The 18,160-nt window shown below is 66.1% G+C and carries 13 protein-coding genes and 1 riboswitch; of the genes, 10 read left to right on the plus strand and 3 right to left on the minus strand.

The window, feature by feature from the left end; all coding sequences use genetic code 11:
• The first annotated feature begins 157 nt into the window (after positions 1 to 157).
• The 8 genes from ACUYV6_RS06515 (at position 158) to purH (ending at position 9,909) form a co-directional block, all read left to right on the plus strand.
• Positions 158 to 1,270: an EamA family transporter gene (locus ACUYV6_RS06515; protein ID WP_449277842.1), complete on the plus strand. Its 1,113-nt coding sequence runs from the start codon at positions 158 to 160 to the stop codon at positions 1,268 to 1,270.
• Positions 1,271 to 1,324: 54 nt separating this feature from the next.
• Entirely contained in the window at positions 1,325 to 3,043 is a 1,719-nt protein-coding gene (locus ACUYV6_RS06520; protein ID WP_449277843.1) for a cell division protein PerM, read from the plus strand.
• 112 nt (positions 3,044 to 3,155) lie between these two features.
• A riboswitch (TPP riboswitch) is annotated at positions 3,156 to 3,266 on the plus strand.
• Positions 3,261 to 4,319 (plus strand): thiamine ABC transporter substrate-binding protein, encoded by a 1,059-nt coding sequence (locus ACUYV6_RS06525; RefSeq protein ID WP_449277844.1) that lies wholly within the window; start codon positions 3,261 to 3,263, stop codon positions 4,317 to 4,319. (Overlaps the previous riboswitch by 6 nt.)
• Positions 4,319 to 6,022, plus strand: a complete 1,704-nt coding sequence (locus tag ACUYV6_RS06530; RefSeq protein ID WP_449277845.1) for an ABC transporter permease — start codon at positions 4,319 to 4,321, stop codon at positions 6,020 to 6,022. Before ACUYV6_RS06525 ends, ACUYV6_RS06530 begins: the two co-directional genes overlap by 1 nt.
• A 43-nt stretch (positions 6,023 to 6,065) precedes the next feature.
• On the plus strand, positions 6,066 to 6,890 hold the full coding sequence (locus ACUYV6_RS06535; RefSeq protein ID WP_449277846.1) for an ABC transporter ATP-binding protein: 825 nt from the start codon (positions 6,066 to 6,068) through the stop codon (positions 6,888 to 6,890).
• Positions 6,887 to 7,504: an AAA family ATPase gene (locus ACUYV6_RS06540; protein WP_449277847.1), complete on the plus strand. Its 618-nt coding sequence runs from the start codon at positions 6,887 to 6,889 to the stop codon at positions 7,502 to 7,504. The genes ACUYV6_RS06535 and ACUYV6_RS06540 overlap by 4 nt, the downstream gene beginning before the upstream one ends.
• 9 nt (positions 7,505 to 7,513) lie before the next feature.
• The gene (purN, locus tag ACUYV6_RS06545; protein WP_449277848.1) at positions 7,514 to 8,131 is read left to right on the plus strand and encodes a phosphoribosylglycinamide formyltransferase; all 618 of its coding nucleotides are present in this window, start codon (positions 7,514 to 7,516) and stop codon (positions 8,129 to 8,131) included.
• Between the two features lie 98 nt (positions 8,132 to 8,229).
• Positions 8,230 to 9,909: a bifunctional phosphoribosylaminoimidazolecarboxamide formyltransferase/IMP cyclohydrolase gene (purH, locus tag ACUYV6_RS06550; RefSeq protein WP_449277849.1), complete on the plus strand. Its 1,680-nt coding sequence runs from the start codon at positions 8,230 to 8,232 to the stop codon at positions 9,907 to 9,909.
• A 34-nt stretch (positions 9,910 to 9,943) separates the two neighbouring features.
• Here the strand turns inward: purH and ACUYV6_RS06555 are convergent, their stop codons facing one another.
• Complete coding sequence (locus tag ACUYV6_RS06555; RefSeq protein WP_449277850.1) at positions 9,944 to 10,405, minus strand: tRNA (cytidine(34)-2'-O)-methyltransferase; 462 nt, start codon at positions 10,403 to 10,405, stop codon at positions 9,944 to 9,946.
• A 47-nt stretch (positions 10,406 to 10,452) separates the two neighbouring features.
• Between ACUYV6_RS06555 and ACUYV6_RS06560 the strand changes: the two genes are divergently transcribed.
• Complete coding sequence (locus ACUYV6_RS06560; RefSeq protein WP_449277851.1) at positions 10,453 to 11,811, plus strand: DUF418 domain-containing protein; 1,359 nt, start codon at positions 10,453 to 10,455, stop codon at positions 11,809 to 11,811.
• 67 nt (positions 11,812 to 11,878) lie between these two features.
• Positions 11,879 to 12,229, plus strand: coding sequence for a hypothetical protein (locus ACUYV6_RS06565; protein WP_449277852.1), 351 nt, complete (start codon positions 11,879 to 11,881; stop codon positions 12,227 to 12,229).
• A gap of 130 nt (positions 12,230 to 12,359) precedes the next feature.
• Here the strand turns inward: ACUYV6_RS06565 and ACUYV6_RS06570 are convergent, their stop codons facing one another.
• Positions 12,360 to 13,886: an aldehyde dehydrogenase (NADP(+)) gene (locus tag ACUYV6_RS06570; protein ID WP_449277853.1), complete on the minus strand. Its 1,527-nt coding sequence runs from the start codon at positions 13,884 to 13,886 to the stop codon at positions 12,360 to 12,362.
• A gap of 302 nt (positions 13,887 to 14,188) precedes the next feature.
• On the minus strand, positions 14,189 to 17,971 hold the full coding sequence (locus ACUYV6_RS06575; RefSeq protein WP_449277854.1) for a multifunctional oxoglutarate decarboxylase/oxoglutarate dehydrogenase thiamine pyrophosphate-binding subunit/dihydrolipoyllysine-residue succinyltransferase subunit: 3,783 nt from the start codon (positions 17,969 to 17,971) through the stop codon (positions 14,189 to 14,191).
• Between the last annotated feature and the right edge of the window lie 189 nt (positions 17,972 to 18,160).

An 18,160-nucleotide genomic window follows, 5' to 3' on the forward strand; every position in this document is an offset into this window, starting at 1 on the left:
GAGCGGATGACGACGAGCGGAATCCCTGGATCCCACTGCTGAGGCGTGGCGGCCGGCCGGCCTCTCGGAATGCGTCTGAGTTGCGGTGGTTCGACTGGTAGCGTGGCAGTACATCTCGGGCCGCGCTGGTGTGCGCAATGAGGCGCGAAGGAGCACGATGACGCAGATGCACGCGCGCGGGACTGGTCTTGGTATCCCGATTGCGGTACTTTCCGCCGTTGCGTTTGCTGCCTCAGGCCCCTTTGCAAAGCTGCTGATTGAAGCCGATTGGTCGCCCGGCGGTGTGGTTCTCTTGCGGGTGACGGTGTCCTCGCTGTTGCTCTTGCCGCTCACGGCCTGGTCGGTCCGACATGATTCCCGTGTGCTGCTGCGCCGCTGGCGTTGGATCCTTGCGTACGGACTCGTTTCGATCACCTCGGTTCAGCTGTTCTATTACCTCGCGGTTGAGCGCCTACCGGTAGGTATCGCGCTGCTCATTGAGTATCTGGCCCCGGTTTTGCTCCTCTTCGCGATGTGGGTACGCACACGGATTCGACCGGCCTGGCTCGCACTGATCGGAGCGGTGCTCGCGGTTCTGGGTCTTGCTCTCGTGCTGAGGCCGTCGAACGACGGACCGCTGGACCCGTTGGGATTACTCTGGGCTGGCATCGCGGCCGTGAGCCTGGTGTTCTATTTTCTGCTTGCCGCCAACACGCCAGCAGACCTCCCTCCGCTGGCGCTCATCGGTGGGGGACTGTTGATCGCCTCTTGCGCGCTCGGTGCTTTGGGTGCGACCGGGGTCTTGGCGATGGAGTTCGTCTTCTCCGATGCGGTGCCGTTCTTCGGCGCAACGGTTCCGTGGTGGGTGCCGCTCGGCATGGTGGTGCTGTTCGGTACTGTGATCGCCTACCTGCTCGGCCTGCTTGCCGCGATCAGGCTGGGTTCTCGTCTCGCGTCATTCCTGGGCATGATCGAGGTCGTCGCAGTGGTGCTGATTGCTGCCTTGCTGCTCGGAGAGGTGCCGACGCTGGTGCAGCTCTGCGGGTCTGCGGTACTGATCGCGGGTGTGGTCGCGGTGCGGCTCGCCCCGGATCGATCCCACGTCGGCGCGGCCGACCCCCTCGAGGTCGGGCCTGTGACCGCGCCGATCGCCGTGATCCCTCCGCCGGTCGACCATGAGGCAGCGGACGGGCCTGATGCAACGGACGGACCCGATGCAACGGATGAGCGTGGTGCGAACATGGAGGACAGCGCAACGGATGAGCGCACCCAGCCGTCCGATGGGCTCTGAACCCGTGCGGTGTTCCGTGCGCGGCCTCAGCGCGAGGTCGGTACGCTTGATGCGATGAGACCCATGCTGACGGCGGTAATCGCCGCAATCGAAGCCGGTGCCGTGGCGCTGGCGGGCATCGTCGCGGTCGGACTTCCTGCGCTGCTGTTATGGCTCGTCGAATTCGGGCTGGGAACTGACCCCTCCGTAGTGCTCGGCGGCACCGTGTCGGTGTGGCTCCTCGCGCATCTTGTGCCGCTCGAGTTCGGCATCGGGGCTGAGTCGGCGCTCAGCATGGGGCTGGCGGCGGAACCGCTGACGATTCCGGTCTCGCTCGCTCCGCTCGGGCTCACGGCTCTCACTGTGCTGCTCGCAGTGAGAGCCGGCCTGAGGTTCGCTCGTGAGGGCGGCACTGGTGTCGCAGGAGTGGTCGGCGGCGCTCTGGGCTTCGCCGCGGTATCCGCAGCGCTCGGCGGCGTCGCATTCGGCGTCGAGCAGGTACCCTTCTGGGTCATTGTGGTCGTGCCGGGCGCGCTCTACGGGGCGAGTGCACTCGTGGCCTTCCTCGTGCGGGCGATAGCGACTCCGCAACCCTGGTGGATGCGCGCTTTACGTGCAGCGCAGCAGGGCATAGCACGTATCGGGATCCCGGGCTCTGACGCCATACCCGAACGGGGGGTGGAAGTACTCCGGTTGGCTCTCGCCGGCCTCGCCGGGTTGATCGTGCTGAGTTCGTTGGGCATCGTGGTCTCAATCACCGCGGGGTACGTCGAAGTCACCGCACTGACACAGGGGTTGCAGCTCGATCTTGCCGGCGCAGTCGTCATGTTCCTGGTGCAGCTCATGTACCTGCCAGTGCTCCTGATCTGGGGTGTGTCATGGTTCAGCGGCGCGGGCTTCTCGCTCGGAGAGGGCACCTTGGTCTCGCCGTTCGATACGCTCGTCGGGCCGCTGCCTGCGGTGCCGATACTGGGAGCCCTACCGCAGGGATGGGGTCCGGCGGCGCTCCTCGCCCCGATGCTCGTCGTCGTACTTGGAATCGGGATCGGCGTGCTCTCTTCCCGCTTGAGCGGGTTACGCGGCGCACCGTGGTCGGTTGTGATCGCGGTTCCGGTGATCGCGTCGCTGCTCATCGGGCTCGTGATCGCCGGTGCGGTGATGCTGGCTTCCGGATCGCTGGGACCGGATCGGCTTTCGGTCGCCGGTGCTGATGCGTGGAAGGTCGGAGGGCTGATCGCCGCGGAGCTCGGCGTCGGGCTGCTGGTGGGCGCCGTTGTCGGGCGGATCGATGCGGAACGGATCCGCAGCACGGTTCCCGCCGTCGCCACTCGAGTGCGCGATGCCAGCCGAGATCGAGTCTCGACCGGGATCGCCGCATCCGGCGCCGGGATGGAAGCACTCGCGCGCCGTGTGCGCGAATCCCGGAGCGGTGCGCGAGGCCGCGCACCGGAACCCGACTCCGAGGAAGAGCGCTACCCGGTCGTCGTGAACCAGGACACTGCGGAGCACGAACGGGCGGCCCACGACGAGCAATCGGGCCTCGACGAGGAACATGTCGAGATCGATGCATCCGTTCGCGCCGATGCCGCCGAGGCGACCGACGACGGCACTGAGGCGGCTGACGATGGCGCTGATGCGCATACCTCTCCGGAGGGCTCGACTTCGGAGGACACTGTTCCGAACGACCTGCCGCCGCTCGATGTTTCGGCGGACAGCCAGCTCACTCCCGAAGAAGAGGAAGCCCTCCTGCGCGCGTTCTCCTGGGACGGTGACGCACCTCCGAAGTCGGAGTAGTGCTTCCGAAGGCAGCGAGCGACCCGAGGGCAGAGAGTGCTCTCGAAGTCGGGTAACGCGGAATGCTCTGGCATCACGATTGGTGCGGCGGTCGGGCAGCGGCTAAGGTGGAGGGGCAATCCACGGGGGTCCGCACGCGGCGGGCTGAGAGGAAGCTACGCGAGCTTCGACCGTTCAACCTGATCTGGTTCATACCAGCGGAGGAAGGAAGCCCTCAATGACGCTTGCACGTTCACTCACCGTATCGATCGCGGCGACCGCAGTCCTGGGCCTCGCGCTCACATCGTGCGCCTCAGGCTCGTCCGAAGGGACTAGCGGGGACGGTGACGAGAAGGTCACGCTGGTCGTGCATGACTCGTTCCCGAACGAGGAGTTCGCTGCGGCAGCCAGTGCCGCGACCGGCTACGACGTCGAAGTGGTCTCGGCAGGTGATGGCGGAGAGCTCTCGAGCCAGCTCGTACTCACCGAGGGCGCTCCGATCGCTGACGCGTTCTTCGGTATCGACAACGTGTTCGCCTCGCGCATTGCCGACGGAGTGAGCACTCCATACGTTCCCGACACCCTGCCCGAAGGGGCCGAGGAGCTGCTCTACGACGAAGAAGGCTCGCTCACTCCTGTCACCCAGGGAGCCACTTGCATCAACATCGATCCTGCGTGGTTTGAAGATCACGACCTGCCAGAGCCCACGAGCTACGATGATCTCACCGATGAGCAGTACCGGGGCCTGACCGTGCTCCTCGACCCCGCATCGTCGTCGACAGGAGCGTCCTTCCTCGTCGGCACGGTCGCGAAGTTCGGCGAAGACGGCTTCGCCGACTACTGGGCCGATCTGGCGGCCAACGACGCACGGATCGAGCAGGGTTGGACGGAGGCCTACAACGGTCAGTTCACGCAAGGCGGCGAGGGCGGCGAGTCGCCGATCGTCCTGTCGTACAGTTCGTCGCCCGCCTGGACGGTCACCGAGGACGGATCCGAAACCACGACGAAGGCGCTCCTCGATACCTGCTCCTCGCAGATCGAATATGCCGGAGTGCTGGCCGGTGCCGCCAACCCCGAGGGGGCGCAGGCGGTCGTCGACTACCTGGTCTCGCGTGAGTTCCAAGACACGATCGCCGACAGCATGTACGTCTACCCAGTCGACGACGGCGCATACTTGCCGGAGGAGTGGGAGGAATTCGCTCCGCTGCCGAGCGAGCCGAACGACCTGCCCGCTCCCGAGATCGGTGCCGGCCGCGACGGCTGGCTGAAGACCTGGAGCGAGGCGACCGGCTGGTAATGCGCAACGCGGAGCGGCGCACGTCGCGGTGGCTCGGGCGCACCGCCTGGGCGGTCGCTGCCGCGCTGCCGCTCGCGTTCCTCGCGCTCTTCTTCCTCTGGCCGGTAGCTTCGCTGCTCGCGGTCGGCTTCGGGGGAGGGATCGGGGCCGACCGCGGTGGCGCATTCTCGCTCGACGGGTTCCAGGCCATATTTGCGGAATCGCGCACTTGGCGCGTGATCGCTCAGACGTTGGCGCAGGCAGTGTGCGGTGCCCTGCTCTCCGTGCTACTCGGTGTTCCCGCTGCATTCGTGTTGTACCGACTCGAGTTTCGTGGCCGCATGCTGCTCCGCGGGCTCGCCACGGTACCGTTCGTTCTGCCGACGGTCGTCGTGGGAATCGCCTTCACAGCTCTGCTCGGCCCGGGAGCCCCGCTCGCGTTCCTCGGGCTCGATCAGAGCTTCATCGCGATCGTGCTCGCGCTCGCATTCTTCAACGTCACCCTGGTGGCACGGACCGTCGGCGGATTCTGGGGGTTGCTCGATCCTCGTGCCGAACAGGCCGCGCGCATGCTGGGCGCCTCACCGACTCGCGCGTTCGTCACGGTGACGCTGCCGGCGCTGGCGCCGGCGATTGCCTCCGCCGCTTCATTGGCTTTTCTCTTCTGCGCAACCTCGTTCGGCATCGTCTTGGTGCTCGGCGGGCGCACCTTCTCGAACGTCGAGACCGAGATCTACCGCTTGACGGTGCAGTACCTCGACCTGCGCTCGGCCGCAGCGCTGTCGATCGTGCAGGTGGTGCTCGTGCTGCTGGTGCTCGTGGTCTCGACCCGACTGCGCAGGCGTCGGGAACGCGCCGTCGAGATGCGGTTCGAGGCGAGTCGGCCGGTGCGACCGAGCCGATCGAACCTCCCGGCGATCCTCATTTTTGCTGTGACGACACTGCTGCTGCACGTCTTGCCGATCTTGACGCTCGTGCTTCGTTCGCTGCGCGATGCGGAGGGGCGGTTCTCGATCGTCAACTATGCGCACCTGGCCGCCCCACCCGACCAGGCGCGTCTCGGCGGCACCGTGCTCGATGCGATCGGACTATCGCTTCGTTTCGCAGTGGCCGCAACAGCGATCGCCCTGGTGCTCGGCTTGCTGGTCGCCCTTGTCGCGTCCCGGCGACCCCGGAGCGGCCTGCTGCGACGTGGCATTGAAACGCTCGACGGACTCGTGATGCTGCCGCTCGGGGTGTCAGCGGTGACCGTCGGATTCGGTCTACTGCTGACGATGCACCGCCCGCTCGGCATCGGCTTCGACTTGCGGACCTCGGTCGTGCTCATTCCGATCGCCCAGGCGCTCGTCGCTCTGCCACTGGTGGTGCGGGCGCTGCTCCCGGTGCTGCGGGGTATCGACCCGAAACAGCGTGAAGCCGCGGCAATGCTCGGCGCTGCGCCGGCGCGCGTGCTGCGCACGGTCGACCTGCGCGTGCTGGGTCGGCCGCTCGGGCTCGCAACCGGCTTCGCATTCGCGACGTCATTGGGTGAGTTCGGCGCGACCGCCTTTCTCGTGCGCCCGGGGGAGCAGACTCTACCGGTCATGCTCGCGCACCTCATCGGCAGACAGGGGGCAGACAATTACGGTATGGCGCTTGCCGCGGCAGTCGTGCTCGGCGTCGTCACCGCAGCCGTCATGCTGATCGCGGAGCGTTGGCGTGGGAGCAGCGCAGGAGAGATATGAGCGGGGAAGTCTTATGAGCGACAGGAACTCGAGGGGTGAACAGATGACCGCGCAGGAAGCTTCTCTGTCGGGCCCGAATACGGACGACGAGCTTGATCATGACGAGCGTGGTTTCGACAAGCGTGGTCTCGACAAGCCTGATCTCGAAAAGCCTGGTCTCGACGTGCGCGGCATCACGGTGCGGTACGGAACGTCAGCGCGATACGGGAAGCCGGCGCGGGTGAGTAACTCGGTGCGGCAGGAGGCCGCGAGCGAGTCGGCCGGCGATTCCGCGGCAGTGCGAGATCTCACCCTTGACGTGGACCGCGGTGAGATCGTGGCGCTCACAGGACCGAGCGGCTGCGGCAAATCTACGTTGCTCCGTGCGATCGCCGGTCTCGAGCCACTCGCAGCGGGAACCATCAGCTGGGATGGCGTCGACCTCGCCACCACTCCGCCGCATCGACGTGGCTTCGGTCTCATGTTCCAAGATGGGCAGCTCTTCGCGCACCTGTCGGTGGCGAAGAATGTCGCCTACGGCCTCGCGGCGCAGCGAATTCCCCGGGCGGAGCAGGAAACCCGTGTCGCCCGACTGCTCGAACTGGTTGGACTGCCCGATATCGGATCGCGCCCGGTGACCTCGCTCTCCGGTGGGCAGCGTCAGCGCGTGGCCCTGGCCAGATCGCTCGCCCCGGAGCCCAGGCTACTGCTGCTCGACGAACCGCTCTCGGCGCTCGATCATGAGTTGCGCGAGCGCCTCGCAGTGGATCTCGGGCGTTTGCTGCGGGAGACCGGTACGACCGCGATCCTCGTCACGCATGATCCGGGAGAGGCCGCGACGGTCGCCGACCGGGTGCTCCGCATGGCGAACGGACGACTCCTCCCATGAGTGACGGGGATGGTGGCCGCACTTCGTTGCTGGCTCTGGGGCGACAGGTTGAGGAGCAGGCAGTGCAAGCTCCGGTGATCCTCATCGATGGTCGTTCAGGATCCGGCAAGACCGCACTCGCCGAGCAGCTCGTCGCCGATCTGCGCGCGGGCGGCGAGACTGCCGAACTGCTGCGGGTCGAGGATCTCTACCCGGGTTGGAACGGTCTCGCCGCGGGGGCGGAACAGCTCCCCGAGGTGCTGCGTACTCGCGAGTACCGTCGCTATGACTGGTACAGAGGATGCTTCTTAGAGGATCGCGAGCGTCTTTCCGGGGTGCGGCTCGTCATCGAAGGTTGCGGCGCGATCACCGCAGCCAGTCTCGAAGCTGCGGCAGCATATGGCGGGAGCGTCAGGCCGAGCGTGGACTCGCGCAACGCGACCTGCAGCGTCTGGCTCGATTGCCCGACGGAACTCCGACGAGAGCGTGCGCTCGCCAGAGACGGCGACACCTACGCCCCGCACTGGGACGACTGGGCAGCGCAGGAAGATGAGTTCTTCGGCAGGCATCGGCCCTGGGAACTCGCACACTTCCGACTCGACTGCGCGAGTGGGGCCGCTTCTCAAGGGCGGTAGACTAGTGCAGTGCTCAGAATCGCGGTTCTCATCTCCGGCAGCGGCAGCAATCTCAAGGCGCTGCTCGAGGCGGTAGCGGAACCCGATTTCCCCGCACGTATCGTCTGTGTCGGATCCGATACCGATGCGCCAGGGCTCGCTCATGCCGAAGCCGCCGGCGTTCCCACCTTCGTCATCAGACCTCGTGACTATGCCTCCCGCGAGGAGTGGGGGCAGATGATCGCCGCCGCGATCCAAGAGCACGGAGTCGGGACCGGGCCGGACGCGGGCCTCGTGGTGAGTGCGGGACTCATGCGGATCCTCCCTCCGGGCTTCGTACGCGAATTTTCGCCCCGTCTCATCAACACCCACCCGGCGCTCCTACCGCTCCACCCCGGGGCCCACGCTGTGCGAGACGCGCTCGCGGCGGGGGACGCGGAGACCGGTGTGACCGTGCACGTCATCGACGAGGGGGTCGACACCGGGCCCGTGCTGCGGCAGGAGCGCATTGAGATCCGCCGTACGGAGCACGGGATCGAGAGCGAAGCTGAACTGCACGAGCGCATCAAGCAGATCGAGCGCCCGCTGCTCGTAGAAACCGTGCGGCAGATCGCCGCCGGAGAACTCGAGCTTCCCGTACCGACCTGACCACCGTCCGTCACCCTGCAACCGTGACGACGGTCGCAGCATCCCAGACCCGAGCGAGATCCTGCGACTCTGAGCAGGAAGACATCAGAAGGAGCCCAATGGCAGTCCAGAGCCACGACCCGAGCCAATACGAGCATCGTGATCTCGTACCCGTCAGGCGAGCGCTGATCTCGGTGAGCGATAAGAGCGGCCTGATCGAACTGGCCGAGGCGCTCGCCACCGAGGGAGTCGAGCTCGTCTCGACGGGCTCGACCGCTTCGACCATTCGCGAGGCCGGGTACTCGGTCACCGATGTCTCCGAGGTGACCGGGTTCGCTGAGGCCCTGGATGGCCGTGTGAAGACCCTGCACCCCGCCGTGCACTCCGGGCTGCTCGCCGACCTCCGGCTTGCCGATCACCGTGCGCAGCTCGACCAGCTGGGCTTCGCACCGTTCGAGCTCGTCGTCGTGAACCTCTACCCGTTCGAGCAGACGGTCGCCGCGGGAAAGCCTGCCGCCGATGTCATCGAGAACGTCGATATCGGCGGCCCTGCCATGGTGCGTGCGACGGCGAAGAACCACCCGAATGCCGCGATCGTCGTCTCGCCGGCTCGCTACGACGAGGTCGTCGAGGCCGTACGTGCCGGGGGCACTACGCTCGCCCTGCGCCGTTCGCTCGCGACTGACGCTTTCGTGCACACTGCGCAGTATGACGCCGCAGTGGCAAACTGGTTCCTCGAGCAGGAAGACGCAGACTGGTCGGAGGCTCCGCGCGAGGACGGCACAGTCACGGAGCCCTCCGTCGACGCGATCTTCGAGGCGCCAGAGGCGGGAGCGTCACTCAGTGCGAGCACCCTCGGCTTCGAGATCTTCGGTCTGCGCGACGCCGTGTTGCGCTACGGCGAGAACAGCCACCAGCGCGGGGCGCTCTTCTCCGAGACCGACGGCACGGGCATCGCTCAGGCAACGCAGTTGCACGGCAAGGAGATGTCGTACAACAACTATGTCGACGCCGATGCGGCACTGCGCGCCGCGTTCGACCATGAGCGTCCTGCCGTGGCGATCATCAAGCATGCGAACCCCTGTGGCATCGCGGTGGCTCCCGAAGGTGTCGACGATCCGATCGCCGCAGCGCACGAGCTGGCGCACGCCTGCGATCCGGTCTCGGCGTTCGGCGGGGTCATCGCCGCGAACCGCGAGGTGACCGCGAAGATGGCGGAGACGGTCTCCGGGATCTTCACCGAAGTCATCGTGGCCCCGAGCTTCGAGCCGGAAGCGCTCGCGATCCTCACGCAGAAGAAGAACGTGCGTCTGCTCGTACTGCCGGTCGACTTCACACCGAACCCGCTCGAGCTGCGTCAGGTGTCGGGCGGCTTCCTGCTGCAGGATGCCGATCGCTCGTTTGTGCCGGCATCTGAGTGGCAGCTCGCAAGTGGCGAGGCCGCAGACGAAGCGACGCTCGTCGAGCTCGAGTTCGCATGGCGTTCGTGCCGTGCGGTGAAGTCGAACGCGATCATCCTGACGACCGGCGGCGCTTCCGTCGGTGTTGGCATGGGGCAGGTCAACCGCGTGGATTCCTGCCGACTCGCAGTCGAGCGTGCAGGGGATCGAGCTGCCGGTTCGGTCGCGGCCTCAGACGCGTTCTTCCCCTTCGCCGATGGCCTGCAGGTGCTGCTCGATGCGGGCGTGCGCGCCGTGGTGCAGCCCGGCGGATCGGTTCGCGATGAGGAGGTCGTGGCTGCGGCCAAGGCAGCCGGTGTGACCATGTACTTCACCGGGGAGCGCCACTTCTTCCATTAGGAGATGGAGATAAGCGGCGACGACTCTGCGTCGTTCAGACCGCCCCGGGGAAGCCGTGCTGTCGCCAGGCCTCGTAGACAGCGATCGAGGCGCAGTTCGCGAGATTCATCGAGCGTCTGGAGGGCAGCATCGGAATGCGCAGGTGATCAGTGATCGCAGCGTGGTGCAAGACCTCCTCCGGCAGACCGGTCGGTTCCGGGCCGAAGAGCAGCACATCGTCCGCCCGGTACTCCACATCGGTGTAGCGACGATCGGTCTGCGCGGTGAAAGCGAACACGCGGGTTGGAAGCAGCGTCTCGAGCGCCGCTTCGAAGGTGTCATGGCGGTGGACGACGGCGAGGTCATGGTAGTCGAGGCCCGCGCGTCGGAGTTTGGAATCCTCGAAATCGAACAGCGGGTTCACGACGTGCAGCTCCGCGCCCGTGCCTGCGGCGAGGCGGATGGTGTTGCCGGTGTTGCCGGCGATGCGGGGTTCGAAGAAGAGGATGCGCAGCACCCCGGCAGCCTATCGGATCAGCAGCCGGGAGACGTTAGCCTCGAAGCATGACTCAGGCACCGACGCGCGCGCTCGCACCCGATATCGCCCGTGGCTTCATGCTGCTCATGATCGCCGTTGCAAACGTCTCCGTCTATCTCTGGGGACGCGGAGACACTGATCTGACCGTGCATCCGACCGACGGCACGGCCCTTGATCGGGCACTTTCGGCGGCTGCGATCGTGCTTGTCGATGCGCGCATCTACCCGATGTTCGCATTCCTCTTCGGGTATGGGATCGTGCAGTTCATGAGATCTCGCGCGGCGCGCGGAGTACCTGCGCGCTCCGTGTCTCGGATGCTCCTGCGGCGGCACCTGTGGCTCGTTGCCTTCGGGTTCGTGCACGCTCTGCTGCTCTTTGCCGGCGACATCCTGGGTGCGTACGGGCTCGCCGGGCTCCTTCTCGTGCTGCTTCTCGGCACTAGCACCGACCGGGCGATACGGATCGTACTCTGGGTGCTCGGAGGGCTGCTCGCGCTCGGCGTGCTCGCGATGGCCGGAGTCTCCCTGCTGCTGAACTTCCTCTTCAGCGATGGGCTCACGATCGGACTCGAGGGGATGGATGGCTCCGCAGATGATCCATTCGGAAGTTCGCCCTTCGGATCCTTCGGCACCGCCGACATGATGGCGGGCGTCGAGAACTTCTGGCTCGCGATGCTCGTGCGGGTCGGGGTGTGGATCTTCGCCACCCCGGGTACCGTGATCGCTCTGACCGTGCCTGCCTGCATGCTCCTCGGCATGCTGGCAGGGCGGCACGGGTGGCTCGAGGGGGCTGTCACGCGGATACGTCTCGCATCGGTCGCGGGCTGGGGGATCCTGATCGGAGCGCTCGGCGGAGTGCCGTCCGCGTTGCAGTATCTCGACGTCCTCACGATTGATACGAGTTGGGATATGACGCTGCTCGTCTTCTCGCAGTTCACCGGCATGTTCGGAGGAGTGGGATATGCAGCGCTCTTCGCGCTGCTCGCGCGCCGCATCTCCGTGCCGCCGAGGGGCCTCTGGGGCGCGGTGGCCGCAGTCGGTAAGCGCTCCTTGAGCTTCTACCTGCTGCAATCACTGGTCTTCGCGCCGCTGCTCTCGGCCTGGGGCTTCGGGCTCGGGGGGTGGATCGGGACCACTGCGGCCTTCGCGATCGCTGTCGGTGTCTGGGTCCTATCACTCATCATTGCCGGTGTGCTCGAGCAGCGCGGGGCGCGAGGCCCGGCGGAAGTGCTCCTGCGTCGCTTGACCTATGGGAACCTGGATCGACCGTCCCCGGTAGTCACGCCGGCGTCGGGATCGGCAGGGCCCGGATCCGATCCGACGGCGACAGGCACTGGGCCGACGGCGACAAACGCTGAACCGATTGCGCGCGACTCCGGGAGATGATCGACGCCTGCCAAGGTAAGGCTATCCTGGGCGGAATTCTTGGCCCGGCCGCCATACCATGGGAAGCATGGATCTGGTCAGGGATATTCTCGTTATTCTGCACATCGTCGGCTTCGGAGTTGTTCTGGGCGGCACGCTCGCGCAACTGCCGAATGTCAAGAAGGGCACCGCGCAGATCAGCAAGGGAATCCTGCACGGTTCACTGCTGCTGCTCGTGACAGGTCTCGCACTTGTGGGCATGATGTATGCGCGTGACCTGGCGCCGGACAACGCCAAGATCGGGGCGAAGACTCTCGTGCTGCTCGCCATCATCGTGCTGGTGATCGTGAATCGGAAGAAGGAGCGGGTCTCGGGCGGTGTCTTGGGCGCGATCGCGGGGCTTTCCGCAGTGAACGTCGCACTCGCGATCATCTGGTAGCGCAGATGCAGTCGGCTCGCAGCTGACTCCCTGCACCCTTCGGCGCGAAGCCGACCGCAGACTTCGGCCCCGGTCACCGCATTCAGTGGTGGCCGGGGCCGAAGTCTGTCAGGGGAAGTCCCCTGCAGCGTTATGCCGAGAAGCGTGAACCCCACTGCTTCGACTCGCCCGCGGGTGCGATCGCCTGCGGGATGTCGAGCGGGTTGTCGTCACGCAGCGACTCCGGAAGGAACGCAGCCGGTGCGCTCTGGTAGGCGACGGGGCGCTGGAAGCGCTGGATCGCAGCCGAACCAACCGAGGTGCTCGAGTCGTTGGTGGTCGCGGGCCACGGGCCGCCGTGCTGCATCGCAGGGGTGACTGCGACGCCGGTGGGCCAGCCGTTGAAGAGAACGCGACCAACCTGCTGGCTGAGCGCTGCGACGAGCGCCGCGAGCTCTTCGCGGTTCGCGGTCTCGCCGGCGGCCTCGTCCGTGCTGAGGTGCACTGTGCCGGTGAGGTTGCCCTCGAAGAACTCCGGAAGGAGCGCAGCGAGGTCGGTACCCTCAGGCACCTCGACGATGATCGAGAGCGGACCGAAGGCCTCTTCGATCAGGGCTTCGTGGCCGGCGCGGAAATCAGCGAGTGAGACGGCGACCACGGTGGCCTTCGCCCACCCCTGGTTGTCGTCGTCGAAGCGTACTCCGCCGTCGGTGATGACACGAACGCCGGCGGTGCCGAGGATGGTTTCGCGGCGCTCCTGGAAGCTCTTCGCGATCCGCGGATCGAGCAGACGGTGCTCCGCCACGCCTTCGGCCGCGCTCGCGATTCCCTCGTCAAGGCCGTGGCCCTCGGGAACGAAGACGAAGCCGGGCTTGGTGCAGAGCTGACCGGCCGAACCCGAGACGCTCGTGACGAAGCCCGAGGCGATGTCATCGCGACGCTCGGCGAGAGCGTCGGCCGTGATGAACACGGGGTTGACGCTGCCGAGCTCTCCGAAGAAGGGGATGGGCGCGGGGCGCGAAGCGGCGATGTCGGCGAGCAGACGACCGACGCCGATCGAACCGGTGAAGGAGCCTGCCTTGATGCGCGGGTCCTTGAGAATGGCGACGCCGGCGTCGCGGCCGTGGATGACGGCGAAGACGCCATCGGGCATACCAGCCTTGGCGAGTGCGTCAGCGACGACTTCACCGGTGGCGTCGGAGAGGCCCGGGTGACCGGAGTGAGCCTTGAGGATCACGGGGCAGCCTGCTGCGAGGGCCGCAGCCGAGTCGCCGCCCGCCACGGAGAAGGCGAAGGGGAAGTTGGAAGCCGAGAAGTTGATGATCGGCCCGAGAGGAATGTGCACGCGGCGGACGTCGGGGCGCGGGGCTCCGAGGGCGAAGTCGCCATCCGCTGCGTCGAGACGGGCGTCGAGGTAGGAGCCGTCGACCACGGTATCGGCGAACATGCGCAGCTGCACCGCGGTGCGGTTGAGCTCGCCGTTCAAACGGGGAGCGGTGAGGCCGGTCTCGCGCATCGCGATCTCGACGAGGCGCTCCTTGTTGGCGTTCAGAGCGTCAGCGACGGCGACGAGCGCACGGGCGCGATCCTCGGGGCTCTTTGCGGCGTATACCGGAGCCGCGGCAGCGGCCTTCGCGACGAGGGTCTCGAGTTCGGGGGTGAGAGTGTCATTGGCCATACGAGAGGGACTCCTTCGTTGTGCTCGGGTGCCCCGCTCCGGGGCACCCGACCATTCTCTCATGAGAAACAGGAATTATGTGACATGGCACTGGATTCTCATGTGGCACTCATCTCTTGCACGGGAACGGGTGGAGGAGCGGTCGGAGGGGCGAACGCGGTGGCGGGCGCACAAGCGGGCGCATGTGTATGGATGAGCCAGCTATTCGGAATGGTACTGGTCTGCCGAGGCACGGCGGTGAAAGTGTGGGGGCCGGATCCGCAAGCGGATCCGGCCCCCACACAATGCCTCAGAGGCGAGTATTACTCGGAGAAGCGCAGCGCCTCCGCGATCAGCGCTTCCTGCTCGATCGCGTGCACCTTGGCCGAGCCCGTCGAGGGCGCCGCCGAGGAGGCGCGCGACACGACCCGGATCTTGCCGTTCGCCAGATGCTTCGGCAGGGTGAGGGCGATGAATGGCCAAGCACCCTGGTTCTCCGGTTCGTCTTGCACCCACACCATCTCAGCGTTCTTGTAGTGAACGAGCGTGCGCGCGAGCTCGGAAGACGGCACCGGGTAGAACTGCTCGACGCGCACGATCGCGACGCGCGGGTCAGGGTCCTTCTCAAGAGCGTTACGCAGATCGTAATAGACCTTGCCGGCAGTGAGAATGACCCGCTTGACCTGCTGGCGATCCTCGACCTGCGGGTCGTCGATCACCGGCTGGAACTCGCCCGAGGTGAAGTCCTCGACGCTCGAGGTCGCCCCGCGCAGGCGCAGCATCGACTTCGGCGTGAACACGACGAGCGGTCGGCGCGGCCGGGCGTATGCCTGCCGACGCAGCAGGTGGAAGTAGTTCGCCGGAGTGGAGGGACGAGCCACCGTCATGTTGTTCTCGGCGCAGAGCTGCAAGAAGCGCTCGATGCGGGCCGACGAATGATCGGGGCCCTGACCCTCGTAGCCGTGGGGGAGCAGCATCACGACGGAGGAGCGCTGGCCCCACTTCTGCTCGGCCGCAGCCACGTACTCGTCGACGAGTGCCTGCGCGGTGTTCGCGAAATCGCCGAACTGAGCCTCCCACACGACGAGTGCGTCCTCGCGCTGCAACGAGTAGCCGTACTCGAATGCGAGTGCCGCGTACTCGGAGAGCAGCGAGTCGTAGATGTAGAACCGGGCCTGATCGTCGGAGAGGTTCATCAGCGGCAGCCACTGCTGCCCGTTCGCGCGGTCGTGGAAAACGGCGTGACGCTGGGCGAACGTGCCACGACGCGCATCCTGACCCGCGAAGCGCACCATGGTGCCCTCCATGAGCAGCGAGCCGAGTGCGAGCAGCTCTCCGAAGCCCCAGTCGATGTCGCCGTCGCGGCTCATCGTATGACGCTTGTTCAGGAGCTGCTGGAGCTTCTGGTGGATTGTGAATCCATCCGGCTTGTTCGCGTGCGCGTCGCCGATGCGCTCGATCACGGCCTGGTCGACTGCCGTGGCGATGCGAGGCGTCGGCGCCGGTTCCTCAGGAGCGCTGTTGCCGATGCCGCCCTGCTCGATCACGGGGACCGAACCGGTCTGCGCGGCGTGCGTCTCCTGGAACGCCCGCTCGAGACGGTCCTGGAAGTCCTGCTTGGCCCGCTCGTACTCCTCCTCGGTGAGATCGCCACGACCGACGAGCGCACCCGTGTAGAGGCGACGGGTGGAACGCTTGGCCTCGATGAGATCCGTCATCAGCGGCTGGGTCATCGACGGATCATCGCCCTCGTTGTGGCCGCGCCGGCGGTAGCAGACGAGGTCGATGATGACGTCTTTGTGGAAGCGCTGGCGGAACTCGTAGGCGATGCGGGCGACGCGGACGACGGACTCGGGGTCGTCGCCGTTCACGTGGAAGATCGGAGACTGAATCACCTTGCCGACATCGGTCGAGTAGACCGACGAGCGCGAATCTTCGGGGAGAGTCGTGAAACCGACCTGGTTGTTGATGACGACGTGGATCGTACCGCCGGTGCGGTAACCGCGCAGCTGAGACATCTGCAGCGTCTCGTAGACGACGCCCTGGCCGGCGAAGGCGGCATCTCCGTGCACGAGCACGGGCAGGGTCGTGAACGAGCCGATCGGCTTCAGATCCTGCTTGGCGCGCACGATGCCCTCGAGCACTCCGTCGACGGTCTCAAGGTGAGACGGGTTCGCAGCGAGGTGGATCGGTACCTGGGTGCCGTTCGGGGCGGTGAAGACGCCCGAAGTGCCGAGGTGGTACTTGACGTCGCCGGAGCCCGAGCTCGCGGACTGCTGGCCCTCGAACTCGCGGAAGATCTGACCGTAGGTCTTGCCCGCGATGTTCGAGAGCACATTGAGGCGGCCACGGTGCGCCATACCGATGTCGACGCTGTCGACACCGTCTTCGGCTGCATCGATCAGCATCGCATCGAGCAGCGGAATCACCGACTCGCCGCCCTCGAGGCTGAAGCGCTTCTGGCCGACGTACTTGGTCTGCAGGAAGGTCTCGAAGGCCTCGGCCTCGTTGAGCTTCTCGAGGATGCGCATCTGCTCATCGCGACTCGGCTTGGCGTACGGCACCTCGAGCTGCGAGCGCAGCCAGGCGCGCTCAGCCGGATCCTGAATGTGCATGTATTCGACGCCGATCTTCCGGCAGTACGAATCACGGAGCACACCGAGGATGTCGCGCAGCTTCATCGTCCGCTGCCCGCCGATTCCACCCGTCACGAATTCGCGATCGAGGTCCCAGAAGGTCAAGCCGTGGTTCTCGATCTCGAGGTCGGGGTGCGTGCGCTGAACGTACTCGAGCGGGTCGACATCGGCCATGAGGTGCCCGCGCACTCGGAAGGAGTTGATGAGCTCTTGCACGCGGGCGGTCTTGTCGACGGCTCCGGAGATGTCGATGTGGATATCGGGGGCCCACTGGATCGGCTTGTACGGGATGCGCAGCGCCGCGAAGATCTCTTCGTAGAAGTTGTGCCCGCCAGTGAGGCGCTCGTGCACGAGCTTGAGGAATTCGCCGGAGCCGGCACCCTGGATGACACGGTGATCGTAGGTGCTCGTCAACGTGATCGTCTTCGAGATGCCGAGCTTGGTCAGGGTCTCCTGCGATGCTCCCTGGAACTCGGCGGGGTAGTCGAGCGCCCCCGCGCCGATAATCGAACCCTGGCCCTGCATGAGGCGGGGAACCGAGTGAACCGTGCCGATACCACCGGGGTTCGTGAGCGAAATGGTCGTGCCCTGGAAGTCTGCCGCGCCGAGCTTATTCGTACGCGCGCGCTTCACCAGATCCTCATATGCGGCGAGGAACTCGTTGAAGTCGAGCGTCTCCGCGCGCTTGATGGCGGGGACCAGTAGCGAGCGGGAACCGTCGGGCTTCGGAACATCGATGGCGATGCCGAGACCGATGTGCGGCGGCACGACGATCGAGGGCTTGCCGTCGACCTCCGCATAGGCCACGTTCTGGCTCGGGAACTCCTTGAGCGACTGGATCAGGGCCCAGCCGATGAGGTGGGTGAACGACACCTTGCCGCCGCGGGTGCGGCGCAGATGGCTGTTGATCACGATGCGCTGGTCGATGAGCAGCTTTGCCGGGATCGTGCGCACGCTCGTGGCGGTCGGAACCGTGAGGCTCTGATCCATGTTCTTCGAGAGCGTCCGAGCCATGCCGCGCAACGGCGTGACCGCGTTCTCCTCGACCGGGGTGGTGGCCTGCGGAGCAGTCCGCGGAGCATCCGCCGGGATCGGGGTGGTGCGCGGGGCCGCGTTCGTCGTGCGGGCAGGCGTGGTGATCGGCGTCGTTGCCGGTGCTGCTGTTGACGAGGCCGCGGAGGAGCCCGACGTTGATGCCTGCTCGGGCTTCGAGGCCGAGGCACCCTGCTGGGAAGTCTGAGGAGCAGCCGCGGTCGTGCTGCCGGAAGTGTTGCTCTGCGAGGGAGCAGCGGTGGAGGGCTGCTCGGAGGCGGTGCCTGCCACGTACTTCTCGAGCACGGGCCACCACGATCGGTCGACCGAGTTCTTGTCGACGAGGTATTGCTTTGAGAGCTCGTCCACGAGCCACTCATTGGCGCCAAAATCTCCTGCAGAGCCACTATTCGTCTGTGTACTCGTCGGCTCAGCCAATCCGATGTCCTCTCGCTCGTCTTGAACCGGCTGGGCGTATCAGCTCGCAGCCGCCACAAGCCTACGCCGAAAACCTCTCGTTCGCGCATCTTGAACTGTGGGATTCCACAGTTCCTGCTGCTACAGTTATGCGCAATCATGGACGCACCTTCCGACAGACCGTCAGAACCTCCGAGTACCTGCCGCGCC

This window comes from Leucobacter sp. GX24907, assembly GCF_053567335.1.